Annotated in this window: 24 protein-coding genes; 17 read left to right on the forward strand and 7 right to left on the reverse strand. The window is 41.0% G+C overall.

What is annotated here, in order from left to right; translation table 11 throughout:
• Window positions 1–102 precede the first annotated feature (102 nt).
• From pilM to VUI23_RS17350, 9 genes are all read left to right on the forward strand, one after another.
• Window positions 103–1,167 carry a type IV pilus assembly protein PilM gene (pilM, locus tag VUI23_RS17310; protein WP_342808314.1) on the forward strand — a complete coding sequence of 355 codons (1,065 nt, stop codon included), beginning with the start codon at window positions 103–105 and terminating at the stop codon, window positions 1,165–1,167.
• Window positions 1,155–1,739 carry a PilN domain-containing protein gene (locus VUI23_RS17315; RefSeq protein WP_216048815.1) on the forward strand — a complete coding sequence of 195 codons (585 nt, stop codon included), beginning with the start codon at window positions 1,155–1,157 and terminating at the stop codon, window positions 1,737–1,739. The genes pilM and VUI23_RS17315 overlap by 13 nt, the downstream gene beginning before the upstream one ends.
• Complete coding sequence (locus VUI23_RS17320) at window positions 1,736–2,335, forward strand: type 4a pilus biogenesis protein PilO (RefSeq protein WP_216048816.1); 600 nt, start codon at window positions 1,736–1,738, stop codon at window positions 2,333–2,335. Before VUI23_RS17315 ends, VUI23_RS17320 begins: the two co-directional genes overlap by 4 nt.
• Window positions 2,332–2,868, forward strand: a complete 537-nt coding sequence (locus tag VUI23_RS17325) for a pilus assembly protein PilP (RefSeq protein WP_216048817.1) — start codon at window positions 2,332–2,334, stop codon at window positions 2,866–2,868. Before VUI23_RS17320 ends, VUI23_RS17325 begins: the two co-directional genes overlap by 4 nt.
• A complete protein-coding gene (locus VUI23_RS17330) occupies window positions 2,861–4,621 on the forward strand; it encodes a type IV pilus secretin PilQ family protein (protein WP_342805161.1) in 1,761 nt (586 codons plus the stop codon). The genes VUI23_RS17325 and VUI23_RS17330 overlap by 8 nt, the downstream gene beginning before the upstream one ends.
• 494 nt (window positions 4,622–5,115) lie before the next feature.
• On the forward strand, window positions 5,116–5,631 hold the full coding sequence (gene aroK, locus VUI23_RS17335; protein ID WP_216049198.1) for a shikimate kinase AroK: 516 nt from the start codon (window positions 5,116–5,118) through the stop codon (window positions 5,629–5,631).
• Window positions 5,632–5,663: 32 nt separating this feature from the next.
• Complete coding sequence (gene aroB, locus VUI23_RS17340; RefSeq protein WP_342805163.1) at window positions 5,664–6,734, forward strand: 3-dehydroquinate synthase; 1,071 nt, start codon at window positions 5,664–5,666, stop codon at window positions 6,732–6,734.
• Window positions 6,735–6,745: 11 nt separating this feature from the next.
• The gene (locus tag VUI23_RS17345) at window positions 6,746–8,113 is read left to right on the forward strand and encodes an SPOR domain-containing protein (protein WP_342805165.1); all 1,368 of its coding nucleotides are present in this window, start codon (window positions 6,746–6,748) and stop codon (window positions 8,111–8,113) included.
• 29 nt (window positions 8,114–8,142) lie between these two features.
• On the forward strand, window positions 8,143–8,961 hold the full coding sequence (locus tag VUI23_RS17350; RefSeq protein WP_216048821.1) for a Dam family site-specific DNA-(adenine-N6)-methyltransferase: 819 nt from the start codon (window positions 8,143–8,145) through the stop codon (window positions 8,959–8,961).
• A 33-nt stretch (window positions 8,962–8,994) separates the two neighbouring features.
• Here VUI23_RS17350 and VUI23_RS17355 read toward each other — a convergent pair whose 3' ends face one another.
• The 3 genes from VUI23_RS17355 to VUI23_RS17365 all read right to left on the reverse strand — a co-directional run bounded on the left by VUI23_RS17355 (window position 8,995) and on the right by VUI23_RS17365 (window position 10,389).
• Window positions 8,995–9,195, reverse strand: coding sequence for a DUF2970 domain-containing protein (locus VUI23_RS17355; RefSeq protein ID WP_342805167.1), 201 nt, complete (start codon window positions 9,193–9,195; stop codon window positions 8,995–8,997).
• Window positions 9,196–9,498 (reverse strand): hypothetical protein, encoded by a 303-nt coding sequence (locus VUI23_RS17360; protein WP_216048823.1) that lies wholly within the window; start codon window positions 9,496–9,498, stop codon window positions 9,196–9,198.
• A 210-nt stretch (window positions 9,499–9,708) separates the two neighbouring features.
• Window positions 9,709–10,389, reverse strand: a complete 681-nt coding sequence (locus VUI23_RS17365) for a TorF family putative porin (RefSeq protein WP_216048824.1) — start codon at window positions 10,387–10,389, stop codon at window positions 9,709–9,711.
• A 313-nt stretch (window positions 10,390–10,702) separates the two neighbouring features.
• Here VUI23_RS17365 and rpe point away from each other — a divergent pair, with 313 nt between their 5' ends.
• From rpe to VUI23_RS17405, 8 genes are all read left to right on the forward strand, one after another.
• On the forward strand, window positions 10,703–11,380 hold the full coding sequence (rpe, locus tag VUI23_RS17370; protein ID WP_216048825.1) for a ribulose-phosphate 3-epimerase: 678 nt from the start codon (window positions 10,703–10,705) through the stop codon (window positions 11,378–11,380).
• Window positions 11,381–11,416: 36 nt separating this feature from the next.
• The gene (trpS, locus tag VUI23_RS17375) at window positions 11,417–12,421 is read left to right on the forward strand and encodes a tryptophan--tRNA ligase (RefSeq protein WP_216048826.1); all 1,005 of its coding nucleotides are present in this window, start codon (window positions 11,417–11,419) and stop codon (window positions 12,419–12,421) included.
• A 70-nt stretch (window positions 12,422–12,491) separates the two neighbouring features.
• Window positions 12,492–13,100, forward strand: a complete 609-nt coding sequence (locus VUI23_RS17380; protein ID WP_216048827.1) for an aminodeoxychorismate/anthranilate synthase component II — start codon at window positions 12,492–12,494, stop codon at window positions 13,098–13,100.
• A 79-nt stretch (window positions 13,101–13,179) separates the two neighbouring features.
• Complete coding sequence (locus VUI23_RS17385; protein WP_216048828.1) at window positions 13,180–14,340, forward strand: HDOD domain-containing protein; 1,161 nt, start codon at window positions 13,180–13,182, stop codon at window positions 14,338–14,340.
• 457 nt (window positions 14,341–14,797) lie between these two features.
• Window positions 14,798–16,003 (forward strand): aspartate aminotransferase family protein, encoded by a 1,206-nt coding sequence (locus VUI23_RS17390; RefSeq protein WP_216048829.1) that lies wholly within the window; start codon window positions 14,798–14,800, stop codon window positions 16,001–16,003.
• A 34-nt stretch (window positions 16,004–16,037) separates the two neighbouring features.
• Complete coding sequence (gene astA, locus VUI23_RS17395; RefSeq protein ID WP_216048830.1) at window positions 16,038–17,069, forward strand: arginine N-succinyltransferase; 1,032 nt, start codon at window positions 16,038–16,040, stop codon at window positions 17,067–17,069.
• A 23-nt stretch (window positions 17,070–17,092) separates the two neighbouring features.
• The gene (gene astD / locus VUI23_RS17400; protein WP_216048831.1) at window positions 17,093–18,565 is read left to right on the forward strand and encodes a succinylglutamate-semialdehyde dehydrogenase; all 1,473 of its coding nucleotides are present in this window, start codon (window positions 17,093–17,095) and stop codon (window positions 18,563–18,565) included.
• Between the two features lie 67 nt (window positions 18,566–18,632).
• Window positions 18,633–19,445 (forward strand): DUF1338 domain-containing protein, encoded by an 813-nt coding sequence (locus VUI23_RS17405; protein WP_342805169.1) that lies wholly within the window; start codon window positions 18,633–18,635, stop codon window positions 19,443–19,445.
• A gap of 35 nt (window positions 19,446–19,480) precedes the next feature.
• Here the strand turns inward: VUI23_RS17405 and VUI23_RS17410 are convergent, their stop codons facing one another.
• The 4 genes from VUI23_RS17410 to VUI23_RS17425 all read right to left on the reverse strand — a co-directional run bounded on the left by VUI23_RS17410 (window position 19,481) and on the right by VUI23_RS17425 (window position 25,633).
• Window positions 19,481–21,433, reverse strand: coding sequence for a RecQ family ATP-dependent DNA helicase (locus tag VUI23_RS17410; RefSeq protein WP_342805171.1), 1,953 nt, complete (start codon window positions 21,431–21,433; stop codon window positions 19,481–19,483).
• A gap of 164 nt (window positions 21,434–21,597) precedes the next feature.
• A complete protein-coding gene (locus VUI23_RS17415) occupies window positions 21,598–22,035 on the reverse strand; it encodes a hypothetical protein (protein WP_342805173.1) in 438 nt (145 codons plus the stop codon).
• A gap of 17 nt (window positions 22,036–22,052) precedes the next feature.
• Window positions 22,053–24,359 (reverse strand): DNA topoisomerase IV subunit A, encoded by a 2,307-nt coding sequence (gene parC, locus VUI23_RS17420; protein WP_216048835.1) that lies wholly within the window; start codon window positions 24,357–24,359, stop codon window positions 22,053–22,055.
• Window positions 24,360–24,511: 152 nt separating this feature from the next.
• Window positions 24,512–25,633, reverse strand: a complete 1,122-nt coding sequence (locus VUI23_RS17425; RefSeq protein ID WP_342805175.1) for a PQQ-dependent sugar dehydrogenase — start codon at window positions 25,631–25,633, stop codon at window positions 24,512–24,514.
• Between the last annotated feature and the right edge of the window lie 141 nt (window positions 25,634–25,774).

Below are 25,774 nucleotides of genomic sequence, written 5' to 3' on the forward strand. Positions count from 1 at the left end.
TTATATTTTATACCTATGTACCGTTATTAGAACCATTAAAAACAAAAAAATGAGTAATAATGGTAAAACTAAAGCAACTAAGATGATTCGGAACTAACTGTGTTGAAAGAACTTTTCAAGAAAAAAGCTTCACAAATGATAGGTCTCGATATCGGTACACGGTACGTTAAGGCTGTTTTGTTTGAACAAGATGGCAACCAGACTAAGGTGCAGAGTTTCGCATGTGAGCAGATAAACGGCAATGCCTTTGCTGACAGAGAAATAAAAGATTTTGACGCCATAAGCAATGTGCTCAAAAAAGTGAAGTTGTCACTGAAAAGCAAAAATAAAAATGTAGTAGTCGCGATATCTGGAAGTTCGGTATTGAGTAAAATAGTTTATATGGATCCAGATCAACGGGACTTCGAGTTAGAAACCCAAATAGAAATCGAATCTGATAGTCTAATTCCTTATCCGTTAGAGGAAGTATATCTGGATTTTGAAGAGTTAGGTGAGAGTAAAACTCACATCGGTAAAGTAGATGTGTTGCTCAGCGCAGCCCATAAAGATGTGGTCGATAGTCGCATCACATTATTAAGAGAAGTGGAATTTGTTCCTAAAATCGTCGATATTGAAAATTATGCTTTGGGTAATGCAATTATCGAGTTCGCTGAATATCCCGCAGATAAACCAATATTGTGTTTTAATATTGGTGCCTCTCAATTACAACTCTGTGTCGTAGAAAATGACAGAGTTATTTATAGTAAAGAACACAGTTTTGGTATGAACAGCCTTATTCAAGATCTCAGCATAATCCATACCTTAGATAAATCAGAAACTGAACAGCAATTAGTAAACGGTGAGTTACCTGCAACATGGCGCGAAGATACCTTCCCAATATTTTTAGCGAACTTAAATCAACACATCAGCAAAGCAGTACAAATGTATATCAGTTCAACTGGCGCTGAGAGGCCAGAATCTTTGATGGTTTGTGGTGGCGGGGCAAATATAGAAGAAATTGCCGCGGCACTTGAAGGTGAATTGGCAGTGGAAGTCACCCTTTTCAACCCATTTGAACAAATGCAAATCTCTGAAAAAGCTGAACAGCAAGGTTTTCAAAAAGTTGCGCCACAACTAGTGATTGCAGCTGGTTTAGCATCTAGGAGTTTCAAACCATGTCACATGTAAATCTATTACCATGGCGAGAAGAGCTTAGACAGAGACAGAAAAAAGATTTTTTAACACTACTATTTGCAGTCGCACTGTTTGTGATGATTATTGTGTATCTGGTGGGCATGTTAATCGATAGCAAGATTGCCAGCCAAAACCAACGTAACGCTTTTCTACAAGGTCAAATCGCAGTTTTAGATGCAGAAATAGCCAAAATAAAAGATATTAAAGACAGCAAGAAAGCCATTGAACAACGCATGGCCTTGATTGAACAATTACAAACCAGTCGCAATGTTGCGCCTATCGTATTTGATGAACTGGCTCGCTTGGTTCCCCCAGGTGTTTCGTTTCGCTCCTTCTCCCGTCAAGGCAATACCGTGGAGTTATCCGGGGTGAGCGAATCGAATAACCGCCTATCTTCATTTATGCGCAAGATTGAAGATTCGAAGATATTTGGTCAGGGTGAATTATCATCCATTGTGGCTGATACCTCAGCGCCCGATGCAGTCAGCGAGTTTAAATTAACATTTACCATAAACTCCTCAGTGGCACCGGACTTCTCTGAAACACCAGCAGAGGGTCAAAAATGAAATTTGATGTAAATAAACTCAAAGAGATGAACGAACTGGATTTCGAACAGGTCGCGAATTGGCCATTCGAAGTGAAAACCGTAGTTGCGCTTTTTGTAGCGATTTTAGTCGCGGTCGGTGGTTATTACGGATTAATCTCCTCTAAATTACCTGTGTTAGATAGAACCCAAGCCGAAGAAGTAGAGTTAAAACAGACATTTGCCGCTAAATACAGAATTGCGGTTAATCTAAAAGCCTATGAAGAACAGCTAGCCAGAATAGAAGCTGACTTTTCGTCAATGTTAAAATCACTGCCTACCAGTAACGAGACACCTGGCCTCATTGATGACATTACCTTTGTGGGCACGACTGCAGGATTGAATTTCAAACTGATTAACTGGCAACAAGAAATTCCTAAAGAGTTTTATACTGAATTACCGATTCAAATGGAAGTCACCGGTAATTACCATGAATTTGGCCAATTTGTATCTAACATTGCAGCATTACCGCGGATTGTGACTTTACATAACTTTGATATCACTCAACAGGGTTCTGAATTACGTTTACAACTTCAAGCCAAGACTTATCGCACAGCGGTTTCGGAGCAAGGCCAATGAAAATAATCGTTTTGATAATGGCTGTTGTCATGCTGGCAGGTTGTGAGGCGCAAACGGATGACTTGGTAACCTATGTGGTCGAAGTTAAGCAAAGCACCTCTATTAGCATAGAACCCTACCCCGAATTTAAAACCCAACCTGCTTTTGAATACAAAGCGGGCGGACTCCGCAGTCCATTTAAGCGACCTCGAAATGTAGCGGTACAAACGGTTGAAGCGAAACGCGAAAACTGTTTGCAGCCTGACTTCAACAGAACCAAAAGTCCATTGGAGGCATTTGGATTAGATGCACTAACGATCTCTGGTACTTTTACCAGTCAAGGACGACAGTGGGCCTTAGTAACAGCCAATGATGGTTCGTTACATAAAGTCACGACAGGAGACTACATAGGTTTGTTCTTCGGAAAAATTACATCGATCAACAATGGTAATATTTCAATCGAAGAAATGCTGCCTGATGGCGCCGGATGCTGGCAAAAAAATAAAGCAACACTGAGTATGTCTTCACAGGCAGGAGAAAATAATAATGTCTGAACGTTTTATCTTTAATCATAAACTAAATAAAGCTAAGCATAATTGGATTTGGCTGAGTTTAGTACTTGCCGGAATATCTTGCGTTTCGTTTAATTCAGCGGCCCAACAAGTTCAGCCAGTATTAGTTGACCCAGAAAAGAAGGTGGCGAGTGTTTTTCGTTCCGAGTTGACCGATCTCAATTTCAAACGCAATTCAACCGGCGGTGCACGTGTCACTTTAGATTTTAATAATGCTGATTTCCAAATGCAGTTATCGCAAGGAAATCAAAAGCTGATTTTAACCCTGCCTGCGGTCAAACTTGCTGATGACCAGTTATTCACCCTTGATGTAATAGACTTCGCCACACAAGTATCCGATATAGAAACCTTTCAGGAAACGAAAGGCAGTAAAATTGAATTTAAATTACTCAGCAAAGCTAACTTTACTCATAAAAAGAATGGCAATCAGTTAGTAATTGAAATTGAAAAAGACGATCAACCAGAAGCTAGTAAAGCCGAATCAGCCTTTACCGGTGAGCCGATTTCATTAGACTTCCAAGACGTCCCTGTTCGACAAGTATTGCAAATTATTGCACAGGTGAACGGGTTCAATTTAGTTACCACAGACACGGTAAATGGCAATGTAACCATTAGTTTATCTGGGGTGCCATGGGATCAAGCTCTTGAGATGATTCTAAAAATTAAAGGCCTAGACAAACGTCTTGAAGGTAATATTCTTCTTATCGCCCCTTCTGAAGAACTCACAGCGCGAGAAACACAGCAATTACAATCTAAACAACAAGTGGCTGATTTAGCACCTCTGAGCGCGGTAAATATTCAAATAAACTATGCCAAGGCAGCTGAAATGGCAGCGATTCTAAAATCTGCTGATGCCAGTATTCTCAGTGCAAGAGGCTCAGTAACCATTGATGAGCGCACCAATACAGTATTGCTACGTGATACCGCGGCCTCTGTTGAGGAAGCTCGTGCATTGATAAAAGCGCTGGATATTCCCATCAAACAGGTGTTAATCGAGTCAAGAATGGTTACCGTTCGAGATAATGTCGATGAGCAACTTGGCGTTAGATGGGGCATCAGTGACAGCACTTCCGATGGCGGTATTTCTGGCTCGTTAGAAGGCGCGAACGACATCGCCGCTGGCATATTCCCTGATTTGGCTGATAGGTTAAACGTTAATCTCCCAGTCTCTAATCCTGCGGGCAGCATTGGAATTCAAATCGCTAGACTGGTCGATGGTACCATCATTGATTTAGAACTAAGCGCGCTGGAGACCGAAAATAAAGGTGAAATTATTGCTAGCCCACGAATTACAGTGGCCAATCAGCAGGAAGCCTATATTGAACAAGGTACTGAAATTCCTTATGTACAAGCAACATCAAGTGGCGCGACTTCTGTAGAATTCAAAAAAGCGGTATTAAGTTTAAAAGTTACACCGCATATCACTCCTGACAATCGTGTCATTTTGGATTTGGTCGTAACTCAAGATACTCGCGGTGAAACTGTCTCCACTTCAACTGGACCGGCGGTAGCAATCGATACCCAAGAGATCAGCACTCAGGTATTGGTAGAAAATGGTGAGACCATTGTACTAGGGGGGATTTTCCAACAGACATCAACTGATGACGTGTCTAAGATACCGCTGTTGGGAGACTTGCCAGTTGTCGGTAGCCTGTTCCGTAATTCTCAAAAGGTAAATGAAAAACGTGAACTATTGATTTTCGTTACACCTAAAATTTTGGTTGATTCCCTATAACCAATTCACCGATTTTATTTTTGACGACTTAAGGGCAATGTTATTGCCCTTTTTTACAGCTAAGTCATGTATCAGCCGATTGAATATTTTGAGATTTTTTGATTGAGTCTGGCAAATTTAGGTTCAAGTTTAACGCAATCAACATTAGACTCTGTATGAATCGCTAGATTGTCCCTGCTTACTGTTTTATTTATCCATTTTTGACATATTTTAGGGTTTGTTAACCGCGACAATGGAAGCAGATAAGGCATCTTTACAGCAATAGATTTAATCTTGGAACAAATTAAAAGCAACAAAACTTGCAAATTTCAGCATATAACTGAGATAATCGCGCTCTCGAAATTTCGACGAGGTCATGTTCAGACCAATTACTTAAACGAATCGAGTCAATTTTATTTAATTATCTAATTGATTAAATGGGACTTTTACGTAATTGGAATAATTCAAATTGGGCTGCAAAACCCCAGTTAACTAAAGTTGTGATAAAAGCAAAAATGGCAGAAAAGCGTAATATTTTTCTTGTTGGTCCTATGGGGGCTGGCAAAAGCACGATAGGAAGGCATCTTGCCGACGAACTTCATCTTGAGTTTTTTGATTCCGATCAGGAAATTGAACGCCGTACTGGCGCGGATATCGCGTGGATATTTGATTTAGAAGGCGAAGATGGTTTTAGGCTTAGAGAAGAGACCGTGATTAACGATTTGACTGACAAACAAGGTATTGTTTTAGCGACCGGTGGTGGCTCTATTGTCAGTAAAAATGTCCGTAATCGTTTGTCCGCCAGAGGCATTGTGGTTTATTTGCAAACAACCATAGACAAACAGGTTGCTCGTACTCAACGAGACAAGCGCCGTCCTTTATTGCAAAAAGATGATCCGGAAATGGTTTTACGCGAACTTGCAGAATCTCGCAATCCTCTTTATGAGGAAGTGGCAGATTATATTGTCGATACTGATGATCAAAGCGCAAGAGCAGTCGCTAGCCAAATCATAGATAAAATCGGACTTTAATAAGACCGTTTCACACAAGAGGTTGTGCGCTCATGTCAACAATTAGAGTAGAGTTGGGTGAGCGTAGTTACCCAATCAATATAGATTCAGGTTTACTGACTTCCAAAGATTCGTTTAAAGACCAAATTCAAAGTGGCAAGGCGATAGTCGTTACTAACGAGATCGTCGAACCTCTTTATTTGAGTTCGTTATTAAGCGCGTTAGATGGTGTAGACGTGAAGGTTGTTTGTTTGCCAGATGGTGAACAACACAAAAACCTTACTCAATTCGAAGCCGTAACAACCCAACTTTTAGAACAGCATGCGGCAAGAGACACAACGCTGATTGCATTGGGCGGCGGCGTAATTGGCGACTTAACTGGATTTGTTGCGGCCTGTTTTCAACGGGGCATCCCCTTTATTCAAGTTCCTACTACGCTACTATCTCAAGTGGACTCATCGGTGGGCGGCAAAACAGCCGTTAATCACCCTTTGGGTAAAAACATGATCGGTGCTTTCTATCAGCCGAAATCTGTTGTCATTGATATCGATACCTTAAAAACCCTGCCAGCAAGAGAGTTTGCAGCAGGAATGGCCGAAGTGATCAAATATGGAATCATTTACGATGCCGAATTTTTCAGTTGGTTAGAAGAAAACGCCCAAGCCTTGAAAGACCTCTCATCTGAGCATTTGAAATACGTAGTACACCGTTGTTGCGAAATAAAAGCTGAGATCGTTTCTAAAGACGAAAAAGAGCACGGTATTCGCGCACTGTTGAACCTAGGTCATACTTTCGGTCATGCTATAGAAGCCGAGCAAGGTTATGGCAATTGGTTGCACGGTGAGGCCGTTGGTTGCGGCATGGTGCTAGCGGCTGAAGTCGCCTACAACAAGAATTGGATATCAAAATCAGATTTAGAACGAATGATTAAGCTTATTGCGTTATTTGACCTGCCCATAAACGCCCCTGAGCACATGAATTACGATATTTTCATGCAACACATGCAACACGACAAAAAAGTGCTATCTGGCGCGATTAGGTTCATAATTCCTACAGCCATTGGCAAAGCCGTCGTTACTAAAGATATAGAACCCGACATATTACAAAATATATTGAATAGCTAAGAGAAGGGATTGTGGCCATAAACGAGTTGCATAGTCGACTGGAATATTTAGTTTCATACTCGTCTCAGCTCATATTTATTAGCTGTGAAAGTTTGTCGCAACAGCAATCCTCATTACAGCAATTTATAGCCAAACAGCACGAAAACACTGAAGTTGCTTTTATCAATGGTGAGAGCACACTTCGTGATTCAGATTATAGAAACGAAATATATCGTCAATTGGTCAGCCACCCTCTTTCGCCCAACGTACCACTTGATGAGCAACTAATTCAGCACATATCCAAAGACGCCGGTCCAATATTGCTTTGTATCTGTGCGGCACAACACATATCAACAAAGTTGTTAAACGAGCTTTGGAGTTTAGTTCTAAAAAATAAGGACCTGCAAAAAGGTCATCATCTAAATGTATTGTTATTCGGTAGTCCAGAGTGGACGGAATCGGCGAAGTCAAACTTGGCCAAAGATAATCAACATTTGCCGATATTACTGAGCTCTGAAATTGTCACGACGAATCAATTTACGCAAAGCTATAGTCAAAGTATCAGCCAAAAAAGAGCGGAGATTGATCAACGATTCAAGACGACAGTCGACGCTGAATCCGAGTCAATAATCACTAAACCACTGTTCAAAATTTTAGCGGGAATGGTCTTTTTAGGTATTTTTTCGATGTTGGTATTTTGGCAGTATCCAAACGAAATAAAACAGTTTGTCGACCCACATTACACGGTTGTCGATGAGCCTGTTGACGAGCTTGCAGAAGAGCAAGTAATCGACGTTACGCAGTCCCTGGAATCTATTCAATTAGACGACAATATGCCGTTAGAGAGTGACTTACCTAACGTAGAAGAAACAGAGCAAATAGAGCAAATAGAGCAACAACAGGATGAAGTTAGCCAATCGTTGCAGCTAGAAAACAGCGAACAACAGTTACCCGTTGACCATTCTCAAGAGCTTGTTACTAGCTGGCAACAAGAAGTTGAAAAGCAGCAATTACAGGTCAAACAAGAAAAACAATCTAAACAGGCAGAACAACAAGAGCGAGCAACAAAAGCGGAACAAGCTAAGTTAGTATTGCCACCAGCTAAACACCCTATTCTTGAATTGGATGATAACCTTTTCGTTTTACAATTGGCTTCAATGAGCGACCCAGCCGTGGCCGAGAGATTCATAACTCAGCATGGTTTACAAGAAACCAGCTGGATATACACCACTCAACGTTTTGGTGGTGATTGGCATGTGGTAATTTTCAAAAAAACCTTTGCCAATGTTCAACAAGCGCGGCAGTATACGGCCTCCTTACCCGATAGCATTGACAAAACAGTTCCATTTGCTAAATCAGTTAAACAAATTAAGGTAGAATTGGCAGTACCTCAGCAATAACCTCGTTGTAGTTACACCAAAAAGCGGACATGAAGAAAAACAAAAATCGGGCATTTCTGAAATGGGCAGGCGGAAAATACGGACTGATTGACGAAATTTGCCAACGTTTACCCCAAGGTAACAAGTTGATCGAACCTTTTGTTGGTGCCGGTTCTGTTTTCTTAAACACCGAATACCCTCAATACGTTTTGAATGATATCAATCCTGATCTCATAAACCTTTACTCTATTATCAAAACGCAGGCAGAATATTTTATTAAAGAGTCTGAAAAGCTTTTTAGCCCCTCGAATAATCAGGAAAAAAGATTCTACGAATTGCGTAAAGAGTTTAATCACTCTGATGATCTATTTTTTAAATCGATTCTGTTTTTATATCTAAATCGACACGGCTATAACGGGCTTTGCAGATATAATTTGTCTGGCGGATTTAATGTGCCTTTTGGTCGATACAAAGCACCTTATTTCCCGAAAAAAGAACTATATTATTTTGCTGAAAAATCGCAAAAGGCCACCTTTACCTGTGAGCCATTTCAACATACTTTTGCGCGCGCTAGATCGGGAAATGTCATCTATAGCGATCCGCCGTACGCACCAATTAGTTTAACCGCTAACTTCACCCAATATTCCAAGAATGGGTTTTCGTTAGATGAGCAGTTATTGTTAGCCAAATTAGCAAAGCATAATGCAAAGAAAAAGTCGGTCAGTGTTTTAATAAGTAATCACGATACACCTTTTACCCGAGAAATTTATTCTCAAGCAGATATAACAAGTTTGATGGTAAAGCGAACTATCAGTCAAAAAGGCGATAAAAGAGTAAAAGTGGGTGAGCTACTGGCCCTTTATACCTAGTTCTGCTGATGACAAGTAGGTTTATAGGTTAGGTTAATTGAGCGCGATATTGACCACGGCAACTAAGCCGAGAATTAACGCAATCACGAAGACCACACCAACCAAGAGAAATGGAACGAAGGACTTTTGCTGAAAGTCATGCTCATAATTTTGGTGTGATTGCACACCAAAAACACTGGCAGCGACGCTTTTAAAAACGCCCCAAAGGCTGTTGTTTTGCTTAGGCTCTGACAATTACTGTGCACCCGATGGAACAGTAGACTTGTTATCTGCGGCTCTAGAAAGTAGCTCTAGCAAGTCTAGATAATGGAATTTATAGCCAGATCGTCCAGAAAACCAACTCGTCCAACTCACGTTTTTCTGATTAGCTGAGGCGCATCGATTAATTGGATGTGAGATAGGTAGGTTTTGATTAAATTCAATTACATCAATGTTTTGGCAGAAATCATCGGTGTTTGAAAGCTGAGTTTTGAGCATAAAAACCATGCCAAACATAACCGTACCAATTGAAAAAACTGCTTTCAACTTCCTGTTCATGTAACCACCTTAGATTAAAGCCATTACGCCCTATTATACGTGTGTTGATAAAATGAACAACTATCTTTTATCCCAATTTTATGTCGCTTGTCCTAAGTATTTAGAATTTACGACAACCTACATTCATTTCAAAGCAGCTTTATTTAACCATAAACGCAAAAAAGCCAACTCGAAAGTTGGCTCTTAAGGCGTTTCAATTTAACTAATAAATTAGAACGATGTACCCCAGCTAACAACGAATTTAGTATCGTCATCACCTGATTCATCATCTGCTTTTGAAAGGCTCAATGTAAAATCACCTTTAGATAGATCAATTTGGAAGTGACCAAAATCAACATCGCCGTATACTTCGTCATCACTGTCAAAGTCATAATAACCGTATGTTAAACCAAGACCAAATTCATTCGGAAGATCAATACCATAGCCTACGCTGTAGTAAAGGTCACCTGTTCCATAAGGTGCATCGTCGTCATATTGACTGTTTACTGTGTAAGCTACGCCAAAAGAAAACGCTTTGTATGTACCGTTGAAATAAATTTCGCCGAAATCAGAATCTTCAAAACCCGTTGCAGGATACATGTAATAAATGTAACCAACATCATAACCGAAGTCACCAGACTCACCGCCGTAACCTAAGTAGAAGTCGTTTTCAGTGCCATCACCGTTACCCCAGTCAATTGAACCAACCCAAGTACCCGCATAAAAACCACTTTCATCTGAGTAGTCGATACCGCCAGAAACGGATACATCGTTAGAGCTTTGACTCATACCACGCCAAATGTAGTTACTTGTTGCACCAAAGTTAGCTGAAACCTCAGCCTGAACTAAGGAACTAAAACTGGTTGCAGAAAGTACAGCAACAGCCAATGCGGCCAATTTCAACGTTTTCATATGTGTTCTCCGAAATTTATATTGTTTTCAATGTTTTAATTTTTATTATTATTTTATTTTTGTCGCTGGCATCAATAAGGCAATTCTGATGCCGCTTATTTATACAATCTTTACAAGAACGTAACTTATTGTTTCTTATTAATAAAATTTAATTATTAATAAATAAAGTTTATATTGAAAAGCAACCTATGGTGATATTGAAGCACCAGATTAGTTCTTCAGCACCAATCTGGTGCGCCATTTTGAGAGCGCTAGCGCTTTTTTCATAAACCATTTTTCTTTACACTATCGTCAAATTTTTTTGGAGAAGTTCATGAGTCCTTTTTTAATTGCTCCTTCTATCCTTTCCGCTAATTTTGCTTGTTTAGGAAACGAAGTGGATAGTGTGATAGAAGCTGGTGCAGATCTAGTTCACTTCGATGTGATGGATAACCATTACGTTCCAAACTTAACGGTAGGTCCGTTAGTGTGTGAGTCATTGGTGAAACACGGCGTAACAAAGCCGATTGATGTGCATTTAATGGTAGAGCCTGTTGATCAGATGATTGAAGACTTCGCCAAAGCTGGCGCAAATCGAATCAGTTTCCACCCTGAAGCAACAAAGCATTTAGATAGAAGTGTGCAATTAGTTATCGAAAGTGGCTGTGAGGTTGGATTAGTGCTGAACCCGGCGACGCCGTTAAATTGTCTTGACCATATAATAGATAAACTAGACTTCATTCTAATGATGTCGGTTAACCCTGGATTTGGCGGACAACAGTTTATACCGCAAACACTGGATAAAATCAGATCTGTTAAACAAAGGGTACAAGCATCGGGTAAACAAATTCGAATTCAAATTGACGGCGGCGTAAAAGTCGATAATATTCGCAGCATCGCTGAAGCAGGGGCCGATACTTTTGTTGCTGGCTCAGCCATATTTAATCAGCCAGATTACAAACACGTCATAGACCAAATGCGCGCAGAATTAAGCAAAGTGAATATGGCTTAAGCGTGTTTCTAACCTTTAAGAAGATAATTTTATAATATGAGTAAACCAATTGTATTAAGTGGTTGTCAGCCGTCTGGACAACTGACTATAGGAAACTATATGGGCGCATTGCGCCAATGGGTCGATATGCAACAAGATAATGATTGTTTGTATATGATTGTCGATATGCATGCAATTACAGTGCGTCAAGATCCTAAAGCCCTCTACAACGCATGTTTAGACGGTTTATCTTTATACTTAGCCTGTGGAATAGATCCAAGTCAGAGTACCATTTTCATGCAGTCCCATGTGCCAGAGCACGCGCAATTGGCTTGGGTGCTTAATTGCTATACGCAAATGGGTGAATTGAACAGGATGACTCAATTCAAAGATAAATCAGCTAAAAATGTGGCTAACGTTAACGCTGGCTTATTGACCTACCCTGCTCTTATGGCTGCTGATATTTTATTGTACCAGCCAAATAAAGTACCTGTAGGTGATGATCAAAAGCAACATTTAGAACTTACCCGCGATGTGGCCACACGTTTCAACAACTTATATGGCGACGTGTTTACGATCCCAGACCCATTTATCCCTGAGTTTGGTGCCCGCATAATGAGTCTTCAGGATCCAAGCAGTAAGATGTCGAAATCTGATTCGAATCCTAATAACTTTGTTGGCTTATTAGAAGATACTAAAAAGATTAGTAAGAAAATTAAGCGTGCAGTAACGGATTCAGATGAGCAGGCGCGCATTTATTTCGACAAACAGGAAAAACCTGGGGTTTCCAATTTATTATCGTTATTGTCCTGTGCAACAGGTAAAAGCATTGATAGCTTAGTACCTGAATACGAAGACAAAATGTATGGTCATTTAAAAGGTGATGTGGCCGATGCGGTTGTTGCGTTGCTAGAACCTATTCAAGCTAAGTTCCACGAAATACGTTCAGACCAAGACTATTTGAATACGGTTATGCGAGATGGAGCTGAAAAAGCCAGTGCTCGTGCCTCTGTAATGATTCAAAAAGTTTACCAAGCAGTTGGATTTATACCAAAGCCTTAGCGCTGATTAGGAAAACATTTTTGGAAAGTTACGGTTCTGCGGGTAATCCTTTTTTGGAAAGTAAATTGTCATGCTATTGTTGATCGATAACTATGATTCTTTTACTCATAACCTTGCTCGTTACTTCCGAGAATTGAATGTCGAAGTGCAGGTAGTGAGAAATGACCAGATAACCTGTGAGCAAATTGCCCAACTTGCACCGCAATATTTGGTTTTCTCCCCTGGGCCTTGCACGCCCAATGAAGCGGGAGTCACACTAGAAGCTATTCGCACTTTTGCAGGCAAGATCCCTATTCTTGGGGTTTGTTTAGGACATCAAGCAATCGGGCAAATATTCGGTGCAAAAGTGGAAGTGGCCGAACACATAATGCACGGTAAAACCTCCAGTATTCGCCATAACTCAACCCCCCTTTTCGAAAATATTGAAGACCCATTTATTGCCACTCGTTATCATTCTTTGATACTGAATTGCGATTCATTACCGAAAGAGTTTGATATTACCGCTTGGTGTGAAGAATTTAGCCAGTTCGAACCTATGGCGATAGAGCACAAAATTTGGCCATTAATGGGCATGCAGTTCCACCCTGAGTCACTTTTAACTAAAGTAGGGCATAAATTATTAAGTAATTTTGTTAAGATTGCCGATAGATGGTGGTTAGCTACAAACGAAACTATTTAAAGTGTTTTTTCAACTCTACAAGTCTGCTAATTTACAATAGTACATCCCAAACCTAATTCAACGGCAATAAGAAGAATCAATGAGCGAACTTTTGGCATTAAAAAACGAAATCAACCTACGCTTTGATTACCTGACTATTAGCCTAAAATTAGCCCAGCAGCATATGGGAGCAGGTACAGAAACAAAGGATGTTGAATTGCCCGCGAATAGTGAAGCTCAGCGCACACTGCTGCAAGTTGAGAAACAAGCTAGACATGATAAAGAGCTCAATCGACGTTCTCACACTAACTATGTGCAAGATATCCAAAACATGGTTCATAATGAGGTTATCAAGCGCTTAGAAGCTCAACTCGAAGATACTGATAAACTATTCAACGAAGTGTTAGGCTTTGACCACAACCTGCCCGCACTACTTGATTCGCTGGCGGCCAAATCAACTTCCATCAGCAAAATTGAACCTATAGCGGCTGGAATGCCTTGGCTTTATGATGAATTGATTAGGCTTATCAATACCCCTAAATATCGTAGAGTAGACTCAAATGGCAAAGTAGTTGTAGTTGAAAGTTTAAAAACCGCGTTAAGCTATCTAGGCGTTGAGAATATTAAGATGCTGATCCCTTCCATAGCATTTCGACGTTGTTTACCGCAAATTACCGATCCTTTTCCAAAAATCAAAGTGCAAATGATGGATGCGTCTATTGGTACAGCGATGTCATGTAAAAAGTTAGCGCAATTGAATAAACTAGATAGTTATAATGCCTTTCTACTGGGGTTATTCCATGACTTCGGTAAAATAGTAATAGTGCGCCTATTTTTTAAATTATTTGAGCAGGTGCACAGAGAAGCGGTACTCGAAGCGCAAAATGAGCGCAAGAGAGATGAACATTTTGCGTTGGGGGAAGTTGTACCTTCAGAAACGTTTTTACTCAATGCGTTAACTACCTATGGTTATTCACTAAGCACAGAGCTCATTTCGCGGATGCCATTCAAACGACTGGTTTTTGTTGAAGCCATGAACGAATTTGCTAACTACAAAGAAATAGGCGAAATGTCTCCATTTGGTAAAGTACTAGCCCAAGGTGAAGCCTACAATCGATATCGAACTCTTAAATCGAATAAGTTGATTTCCTTAGACGAAGCAAAAATATATCTACGTCAATTTTGCTTTCCTAAAGGTGCTTTGGGCGAATTGAAGAAAACTAATTTGCGAGATTTTGATATAATTTTGGATGAAAAATAATCAAAACGTCTCAGTAAATTCGTTTATCCCCATAATTTTTAAAATTTTTTTTACATATTCATGCAACTATCATGATTGCTTTATGATCTTGTGAATTAGATAAACTCTCAATTCTAGTTAGAATCTAATTTCGCTGTAAGTAAATTTAATCAAAACAGTTCAGCCTCAAAAGCGGCTATCCATAGACAATTTTAGAGATGCATAAAATTGTATGGCGTAGCACAATTTTATGCATAAACAGCAGATTGCTTAGTTTAAATAGTTATTCACTATTCCTGCAAAATTAGCCGCATCCCTTTAAATTTAAGGGTTTTCGGCGTTTACCCTAGAGACAGATTGAATAAAATCTGACACAATGCGCAGTCCAAATTGGTCGTTCGGCAAGTATTTTTTGGTGACCAACCCAGTATTAATCACAAGTGAAAATAGACGTCCAGAATTTTAAGTGAGGTAAAGAATGCAAGTAACACGCGCAACGTTTGACGAAGTTATGGTTCCCAATTACAACCCAGCGGCAATTGTTCCTGTAAAAGGTCAAGGATCTCGAGTTTGGGATCAGGAAGGAAAAGAATACATAGACTTTGCCGGTGGTATCGCTGTGAACGTATTAGGCCATTGCCATCCTGATTTAGTCGCCACCTTGAAAGAACAAGGCGAAAAATTGTGGCATGTCAGTAACGTATTCACCAATGAGCCGGCTCTTCGCTTAGGTAAAAAATTAACTCACGCTACCTTCGCTGATAAAGTTTACTTTGCAAATTCAGGTGCAGAAGCAAACGAGGCTGCACTGAAACTAGCTAGACGCTACGCACTAGAGCATTTTGGTGAAGACAAAAATCAAATCATCGCTTTTAATCAGGGTTTTCACGGACGTACATTTTTCACCGTAACTGTTGGCGGTCAATCAGCTTATTCTGATGGTTTTGGTCCTAAACCAGGTGCTGTTGAGCATGTGGATTTCAACAACCTTGATGCACTTAAAGACATTATCTCGGATAAAACCTGCGCCGTGATTATGGAACCTTTGCAAGGTGAAGGTGGAGTAATCAGTTCTAGCCAAGAATTTGTAGAAGGCGTGCGGGCTTTATGTTCTGAACACAACGCATTACTTATTTTTGATGAAGTGCAATCGGGCGTTGGCCGTACAGGACATTTATACGCATATATGGGCTTAAACGTCGTCCCTGACATCCTCACAACGGCAAAATCATTAGGCGGCGGTTTCCCAATCGGTGCAATGCTAACCACCTCTGAAATAGCGGCTAGCTTGAAAGTCGGCACACACGGAAGTACTTACGGTGGTAACCCATTAGCTTGCGCAGTTGCAGAAAAAGTTTTAGACATTGTTAACACGCCAGCGGTTCTGCAAGACGTTAAGCGTAAAGAAAAACTATTCCGCGATGGTTTAGAAAAAATTAATCAAAAGTTCAATGTATTCAGTGAAATTCGCGGCCAAGGTTTATTAATTGGTTGTGCCCTGAATGAACAATATCACGGTAAAGCAAGAGACTTTTTAGTGGCTTCTGCTGCTAACAATATGATGTGCCTAGTTGCTGGCGCAAATGTTGTGCGATTTGCACCTTCATTAGTCATCCCTGATGAAGATATCGCCGAAGGTTTAGCGCGTTTTGAACGTGCCATTGAGCATGTTGTAAATAGCTAAGCTAAAACGCAACCAGTAAAGTGAGCACGCTATTATGAAAGTGATCCGTCCTATTGCGTTAAATGATTATGATGCCTTGTATGATATTGCTGTTGAGTCAGGTATTGGTTTTACATCACTGCCTGTAAACGAGGCTTTGTTACGACGCAAAATAGAACAATCTGAAATTGCTTTTCGAGAGAAAGTCGATAAACCCGCTAATCAAAGCTATTTATTCGTCATGGAAGATACCGATACAAATGAAGTAGTCGGTACCAGTGGCATTGCTGCGACAGTCGGCCTAGAAGACTCTTTTTACCACTATCATTGTGGCAAAGTAGTGCATGCTTCTCGTGAGCTTAAAATCCACAACACTGTGGATATTTTAACGCTTTGTAACGACTACACAGGTGTGTCTGAAATATGCACTTTGTTTCTCAAAGAAAATGCTCGTAAAGGCAGTAATGGTCGATTGCTGTCAAAATTTCGATTTTTATTTATGTTAGAGCATCAAACTCGGTTTTCAGAAACAGTAATTGCTGAAATGCGTGGAGTAAGTGACGAAAACGGCACCTCTCCATTTTGGCAATGGCTGGAAGAACATTTCTTTTCAATGGACTTCCCCACTGCGGATTATTTAACCGGCATTGGAGACAAAGTCTTCATTGCCGAATTAATGCCCAAATACCCAATTTATGTCAGTTTGTTGAGCAAAGCGGCGCAAGCGGTTATCGGTCAAGTTCATGAAAAAACTCGTCCTGCTTTACAGCTTTTGCAACAAGAAGGGTTTATTAGCCGTGGCTATGTGGACATTTTTGATGGTGGCCCAACAGTAGAAGCCAATATCCAACACATTAGAACCGCCCAAGCTAGTCGTAAGCTGCCGATTAAAATTGACCAGCAAAAAGCCGCTGACGGCGCTTTATGCTACGTAATTAATACTAAGGTAAAAGACTTTAGAGCAATTACCACGGAAGTCTATGTAGATAACGACAACAACTTTGCGTATATCTCTCCCGAAAGCGCTGCAGCGTTAATGGTCGTTGAAAATGACCATATACGATATGCGCCAACCAAAATAATTTAATAACCCAGCCATAGGAATTATGTATGACGACACAAGCCCACTATATTGCAGGTGAGTGGCACCTAGGTGAAGGTCACGATATTGAATCAATTGATCCCGCTAAAAACACCATTATTTGGCAAGCAAAATCTGCTTCGCCGCAACAAATAGATGCGGCAGTAAAAGCTGCCCGAAACGCGTTTTTAAGCTGGAGTGATTTACCCCTTGAGGGCCGTCTGGAAATTGTTAAACGGTATGCAGAGCTACTTACTGAAAACAAACAAGACTTAGCATTAACCATTGCTCAAGAAACGGGAAAACCGTTATGGGAAACGGCAACTGAGGTAGGTGCGATGGTTGGCAAAATTGCGATATCAGAACGAGCGTATCAAGATCGCACGGGTACAGTTGAAAATCCAATGCCTGTGGGCAAGGCGTTTATTCGCCACAAACCCCATGGTGTAGTAGCAGTTTTTGGTCCGTATAATTTCCCAGGCCACCTTCCTAATGGACATATAGTTCCTGCGCTCATTGCCGGTAATAGCATAGTATTCAAACCTAGTGATCTGACCCCTTTGGTGGCTCAGAAAATGGTGAAACTCTGGCAGCAAGCGGGTTTACCTGCAGGGGTTTTGAATTTAGTACAAGGCGAAGTAGAAACCGGTAAAGCATTAGCAAGCCATGCTGATATTGATGGCCTGTTTTTCACAGGAAGTTCGCGTACTGGCAAAATTTTACATGAACAATTTGCAGGTCACCCGGGTAAAATATTAGCCTTGGAGATGGGTGGTAATAACCCCCTTATCGTAAAAGATGCAAAAGACATTAACGCTGTAGTCCACGACATTGTTCAATCGGCATTTGTCACGTCTGGACAACGTTGTACCTGCGCCCGTCGGTTGTTTATTCAAAACGGTGAACAGGGCGACGCAATTCTAGCCAAGCTAATTGAGGTTACCAAAAACATCAAAGTTGACCATTATGATGCCGAAATACAGCCATTTATGGGCGCAATGATTTCTGCTAATGCGGCCGCTGGAATGGTTAAAGCACAGCAACAATTAGTTGATTTAGGTGCAACTGAATTAGTCAAACTAAAGCATATGGATACAGCAACAGGCTTCGTCACACCGGGGATTCTCGATGTTACTTCTATGTTTGATGAGATGCCTGATGAAGAACATTTCGGACCTCTTTTGAAAGTAATTCGATATGACGATTTTGACCAAGCAATTGCGTCAGCAAATAACACCAAATTCGGATTAAGTGCAGGTTTCATCGGCGACAGTGAAGCGGACTATCAGCACTTTTTCAAACGCATACGTGCAGGTATTGTAAATTGGAATAGACCGATTACCGGTGCAAGCAGTGCCGCGCCATTTGGCGGAATTGGGGAAAGCGGTAATCACCGTGCTAGCGCATATTATGCCGCTGACTATTGTGCCTTCCCTGTGGCTTCTGTGGAATTGGAGCAGGTAACTCTGCCTGGAACCTTAAGCCCTGGCTTAAGCATATAAGTTATTTAACCGCCTGTAATCATTATGCGTTGCAGGCCCTTTTACCAAATCGAGATAGGCTGCAGCTATGCACACTGATATTGACACTTTGTTTGCAAATCTTTGGCAGGATTACATAAACATTACCCCTTCTGCACAAAAAGTTCATAAATTGCTAGGGCAATACAATGGACAATCTGAGCTAGTAAACGACCATGTCGCGTTTCGCACCTTTGATATAGACTCTGTCAATTTAGATAAACTTGCGGCGCATTTTTTGGCCTTAGGTTATGTGGAAAAAGGCCAATATGACTTTGTGCAAAAGAAACTCAAAGCAAAACATTTTGAACATCCACAAAGCACCAAACCCAAAGTATTTATTAGCGAATTATTGGTGAACGAGTTCGAAAAGCCCATACAAGACATCATTCATAAGATGGTGAGCCAAGTAGCAGAAGAAGCGACTAGCCAAGAAAACTTTTTGTATTCAGGTCCCCATTGGCAAATATCCAGTGACGAATATGAAACCCTTTTGGAGGTTTCTGAATATGCAGCTTGGATGGCTGCGTGGGGATATCGCGCCAACCATTTCACCGTTTCAGTCAATCATCTTCAAGATTTAGACTTATTGACCGATGTAAATGACCTATTAAAACAAGCGGGTTTTATACTCAATACATCAGGTGGCGAAATCAAAGGTGGCCCAGAGGTTTACCTAACGCAGTCTTCCACAATGGCTGATCATATTGAGGTGAATTTTTCAGACACCAGCAAGGTCATTCCAAGCTGTTTTTATGAATTTGCCCAACGATACGAATTGCCTAACGGTGAACTTTATCAAGGTTTTGTGGCAGCTTCGGCTGATAAGATCTTCGAAAGTACTAACGCCAAAAAATCTTAAACCAAATCTTTATTAGGATAGGTGGTAAGTAAGCGTTAACAAACCTTTTCAACCAAAGCAAACAACTGTTGATAACGCATAGATTGACAAAGGCCAAAACCGTTTAGGTTTCTGGCCTTTATTTTTGTCAAATATGGATTGCTAAGGCCCGCCAAAAATCGTGTAAATAAAACCCTTGAGACGGGTTCATCAAATTTCGCCGTATAACTAGCGGATAGTTCTGCGAATATCTTTTCGAGTCGCCCTTGATCAGGCGCAGCAGAATCAATAATTTCGGGTAAGTTAATTCCACCCGATAAACACACACTACAATGTCCACATGCTTGGGTTAAACTATTGTCGTCAAAATAACGGGCTAATGTCTGACTTAAACACTGCTTATTTTGGAAAAACCCCACCAAATCATCAATCCGTTGAATTTCCGCCGATTCTCTTTGTTTAAAATAGACAAATAATGACTCGGTTAAATCAGGGTCCGCTAGCTTAGTCTCATCGACTTTGAAAACATCGGTATGTCGCTGACTTTGTAATTCAATGAGTTCTTGCCCATGTAAATAATCCAACGCGCTAACCAAACGGTTACGGGGATGCGGATAGGCGCTTTTCAGTTCCGCTTGATCTAGCGTTGCCCATACTTTTTTCATCGGACTGGCAGCAAATACAGCCTCTAAAAATTGACGTCGTTCGCCATCAAAGCGGGCAAGTATTTTCGAAATATCTTCAATAAACCGAAAACGGATCTCCGAAAAATAGCCAAACAGAGGAGTAATCACTTTCCTCAACTCCAATTGCACTAACAAGGTCTTTAATGGTAGTTGGCGAACATTGGTGTCGTTGGATAAAGGAATTAATTGGGTTTCCCACCTAATATCGCCAGCGGAAGAAAGCGCACAGAGATCTTTTATATTTTGAATAACCTTAGCAATACTGTTGAGTTCAGGAGTATCTGCATAAACGAAGTTTTCAAGGCGAGTCAGGTTATTCAAATTAGCTAACGTAATACATTCTGATGTTAGGCCGTCCCTACCAGCTCGCCCAATTTCTTGACTATATGCTTCTATCGATTTGGGTAACTCATAATGAATTACAAATCGTATATTAGATTTGTCGACTCCCATACCGAATGCAATAGTTGCGACCACTATATCAATTTGATCAGCCATAAATTGCTGCTGAGTAGATTGTCGTTGCTGGTCTTTTAAGCCAGCATGATATGGCACTGCATTGTGTCCTTGCTGACGTAAAACTAAAGCTAACTCTTCAGCCTCTTTTTGCAAAGTAACATAGACGATACCGGCTCCGCTGAGCTTAGCTAGTTGCTCCATTAACATGACTGTTTTTTGCTCTTCAGGAGCGTACAGAACCTTGAGGTTCAGATTTGCACGATAGAATCCAGTTTGCACAATATGTTGCGCCTGAATAGCAAACTTGTTTGCCATGTCATGTTTAACATTTGCTGTGGCCGTGGCGGTAAGCAGTAAAACCTGAGGAATATTCAAGGCTTTTTGGTAATCCGGCAACTTTAAATAATCCGGTCGAAAATTGTGTCCCCATTCGGAAATACAATGCGCTTCATCTACAACAAGTAATGACACATCCACCGACTCAATAAATTGTCTAAATCGTTCGTTTTTGAAACGCTCTACCGACACCATTAATATTTTCAAAGTACCACTGCGAGCATCTTGCATCACTTGTTGGTTTTGCGCATAACTTAAGGTTGAGTCGACTTTGGCGGCTGCAATATTTCGCGCCAATAAAAAGTCTAGCTGGTCTTGCATTAGGGCAAGTAAAGGAGACACCACCAAAGTTAAATTCGGTAGTTGTAATGCACTAAACTGATAGCACAAGGACTTACCTGATCCGGTGGGGAATATGGCCAAGCAAGAGTGGTTATTTAAAATGGTCTCGATTACCGGAAATTGTCCGTTCCTAAAATCATCAAAACCAAAGTGTTGTTTAAGAGACGAGACTAATTCCTGTTTCAATTGAGACTTCCTAGTTGATTAAATATTCTTTTCATTGCCCGATGGTATAAACCTCTAGCGACTGAATATCGTCTAAATTGATAGTAGGATCTGGTATGAGAATATGCAATTTGCGGCCAAAAATCTGTACCTAAGCCAAATAGTTAACCACAGTCAAAGCTTGATTAAACGATCCAGCCTTTGACAATGGCTTTACCCGAAAACCAAATTAAAAAGACTGAAACTATTAGTATCATAATTGGCATAACTGCAGCGCCAGGCCCGTAAACGTCTAATGCATTCGAGATAAAAAACGAGTGTCCCATTTGTGCCAATACACCTACAAATGACATCCAGAAAATAACTCGCGCAAACGACTTTTTAAGTAATAAGGTTACGCAGCCTAACGTTCCACCAAACACCGCAAAGGCAAACGCTAACAATACCCAAAATGGCTGTTCCAAATGCAACCTTTGCTCTGCTGGCGGCATTAAATTTATTTGCTCAGGGCTTAATGTTACCTGTTGAATAAAGGCCATCACACCTAACAGATTCCAAGCTAACAAAACCCCTACAACAATCCAAAACCATTTTGGTGGTGGATTCATTTGTGGTGCTTGCACTGCTTTCTCCTTTCACGCTATGAGTTACCTTCTGTGTCTTGCTCGTCTGATGCAAGGTCAGCTGAAGTTCCTTCAAATTCTACCTCAACGCTATCGACCCTCTGTAAACCGCGAGGGAGTTTGTTGCCCCTTCGACCTCTTTCGCCTTGATAGTGAACGAGGTCAGCGGCGCTAAGCGTCATACCACGTTTACCTGCGATAATTTTCACACTAGCACCGTCTGGCACTACTGTCAGAACAGTGACATATTCCTCTCTGGTTTTTGCTTTTGCGGACGGAATATTGATTATTTTATTGCCCTTACCTTTACCAAGACTTGGTAAATCACGCAATGGAAACATTAACATTCGACCTTCATTCGATATCGCCATACACCAATCAGTTTCAATATTAGAAACCGTTTGCGGCTTAATCACTTTTGCTCCAACCGGTAACGAGATATAGGCTTTACCTGCTTTGTTCTTGCTAACCATGTCGGCGAACTTACCTACAAAACCATAACCGGCATCGGACGAAATTAGATATCGTTGATCATCTGAGGCCATAATTACATGCTGAAACGTCTCACCACCGACGACACTGAAGCGCCCAGTTAACGGCTCTCCCTGACTTCGCGCAGAAGGTAATGTATGTGCATCACAAGCAAAGGTTCGCCCGGAACTATCGAGGAAAACGGCCTGTTGATTACTTCGACCTTTGGCACTGGCAAGATATACGTCTCCGGCTTTATAACTTAATCCTTCGACGTCCACATCATGGCCTTTTGCACAACGTGCCCATCCTTTGTCGGATAACACTACGGTTACGGCTTCAGAAGGAACTAATTCTTTGTCGGATAAGGCTTTAGCTTCTTCGCGCAAAACCAGTGGGGAACGTCTATCGTCACCATACTTTTCTGCATCCGATAGAATTTCTTTCTTGATTAACGTTTTTAGACGTCGATCTGAACCTAACAATAATTGTAGTTCATCTCGTTCTTTTGCAAGCTCTTCTTGCTCAGATTTAATTTTAAACTCTTCAAGTTTGGCCAAATGGCGCAACTTAAGTTCTAAAATTGCTTCAGCTTGTTTGTCAGATAGATTGAAGGTTTTGATAAGCTGCTGTTTTGGCTCTTCTTCATAACGAATAATGCGAATTACTTCATCAATATTCAAAAATGCTATCAGCAAACCTTCTAAAATATGTAGCCTAGCGAGCACTTTATCCAAACGATACTGTAATCGTCTGACCACAGTGTCTTTTCGGAAAACCAGCCATTCACTTAAAATGGTACGTAGGTCTTTAACTTTTGGGCGTCCATCCAAGCCAATCATATTGATATTGACTCGATAGTTCTTTTCAAGATCCGTAGTGGCAAACAAGTGTTGCATTAACTGTTCAACATCTACGCGATTAGAACGGGGTGTAATCACCAATCGAGTAGGATTTTCGTGATCTGACTCATCCCTTAAATCACTCACCATTGGCAACTTTTTCGCTTGCATTTGATGCGCTATTTGTTCGAGAATTTTTCCGCCAGATGCTTGATGAGGCAATGCTGTAATTACGATATCACCACTTTCATCATGGTAAACAGCGCGCATTTTTATTGAGCCTCGTCCTGTTTCATAAAGCTTAGAAATATCTTCTCTAGGCGTAATGATTTCCGCTTCGGTTGGATAATCAGGACCTTGAATATGTTCCATTATATCTTGCAGTTCGGCTTTACTATTATCAAGTAACAGCGCACAGGCATTGGCCACTTCTCGCACATTATGCGGTGGGATGTCAGTGGCCATGCCCACAGCGATACCGGTAACGCCATTCAGTAAAATATGAGGAAGACGAGCGGGCAATACCTTAGGCTCATCCATAGTGCCATCAAAATTCGGTTGCCAATCAACTGTGCCTTGACCAAGCTCACTGAGCAATACTTCACTGAATTTAGATAAACGCGATTCGGTATAACGCATCGCAGCAAAAGATTTGGGGTCATCTGGTGCCCCCCAATTTCCTTGCCCATCAACCAAGGGATAACGATAAGAAAAAGGCTGAGCCATTAACACCATGGCTTCGTAACATGCGGAATCACCATGGGGATGAAACTTACCTAACACGTCACCTACGGTTCTGGCTGATTTTTTATATTTAGCTGAGGCACTCAACCCCAATTCAGACATCGCGTAAACAATTCGTCGTTGCACCGGCTTGAGACCATCACCAATGTGAGGCAAAGCACGATCCATGATCACGTACATCGAATAATTTAAATATGCATCTTCGGTAAAACGACTCAGTGCGAGCTGCTCTGAACCATCTTTGTTGATAATTGTATCTTCACTCATAGTATATTTGTGCAGGCCATTTTCAATGCGACAAGAATAAACTGGCTATTCTTCGTCGTTATTATTATTGTTTTTTTAGCGCCCTTTTCGGGCAACGTTGTCAATGAATAACACTTTAGCTGTTATCGTTTTCACAAGATTCGCCAAACTGTTTACTTCTGATAGGTTACCTTATAAATCGCGTTAGCGAAATCATCCGATATTAACATGCTACCATCTGGCAAAACCAAGAAAGCAACAGGACGACCCCAAACCGTATCATCTGGGTTTAAAAACCCTTCAATAAAGGTCTCATAGGTACCAATTTCATTACCATTAAAGTTGGCTCTCATTACTTTATAACCGGACTTTTCAGTTCTATTCCAAGAACCGTGTTCAGCGACAAATAGTGACTTATTGTATTCCGCTGGAAATTGCCCACCTTGATAAAAATGCACACCCAAAGGAGCTACATGAGCGCCGAGTTTAAGTTCTGGCTTTGTGTAATCGTCTGGGTTTTTGCCGGCTCCAAACTCTGGGTCATTGATATCACCAGCATGAATGTAAGGATAACCAAAGTGCTGATCATCTGCGCTTACTCGGTTGATTTCACATGGTGGAAGATCATCGCCCATCCAATCTCGCCCATTGTCACTAAACCACAATTCCTTGCTGTCAGGTTGCCAATCGAAGCCCACTGTGTTTCTGACGCCCTTAGCAACCCATTTCATTTCACCGCTGGCTAAATCAAACTTGAGAATACTAGCGAATCTAGGGTCGTCGAACTTACCGTCCCCTTCCGTTTGACATATATTGCATGGCGCTCCGACAGGCACATACAACCAACCATCAGGGCCAAAATCAATATACTTCCAACCGTGATGGGTTTCTGTAGGCAAGCTACTAATTACCACTTCCCCTTTTGGTGAATTAGCATAGACTTCATCGATATTTTCGAACTTGAGTACCTCGCTAACAGCCGCAACGTACAAATCGCCATCTTTATAGGCAATACCGCTAGGCATAGTTAAATTTTCTGCAACCACGACAACTTTATCTGCAGTACCATCTTTATCGGTATCCACTACAGCATGCACTTTACCTTCTGCGCGACTCCCAACATAAACGATGCCAGTTTTGCCTAATGCCATTTGGCGAGCATTACTCACGTCTTCTGCATACACTTCAATTTTGAAACCATCAGGCAGAGTAAGTTTTTCCAACGGCAAAGAGTATCCCCACGTTGAATACAAAACTGCACAAAATAATGTCAATCCGCGGTTTATATTTTTCATCTGAAAATCCTTAAATGGTGTAATGCAATTAATCATTTTAACTATACGCGTTTTTGTCCGTCTTTAGTCCATATTTTCTGAGTGTTGCGATGAAATAGAAGATAAACTAGGCATTCTGCATCCACTGGAGTGAAATTGTTT

The sequence above is a fragment of the Alteromonas sp. M12 genome (assembly GCF_037478005.1).
In the GTDB taxonomy this organism is placed as follows: domain Bacteria; phylum Pseudomonadota; class Gammaproteobacteria; order Enterobacterales; family Alteromonadaceae; genus Aliiglaciecola; species Aliiglaciecola lipolytica_A.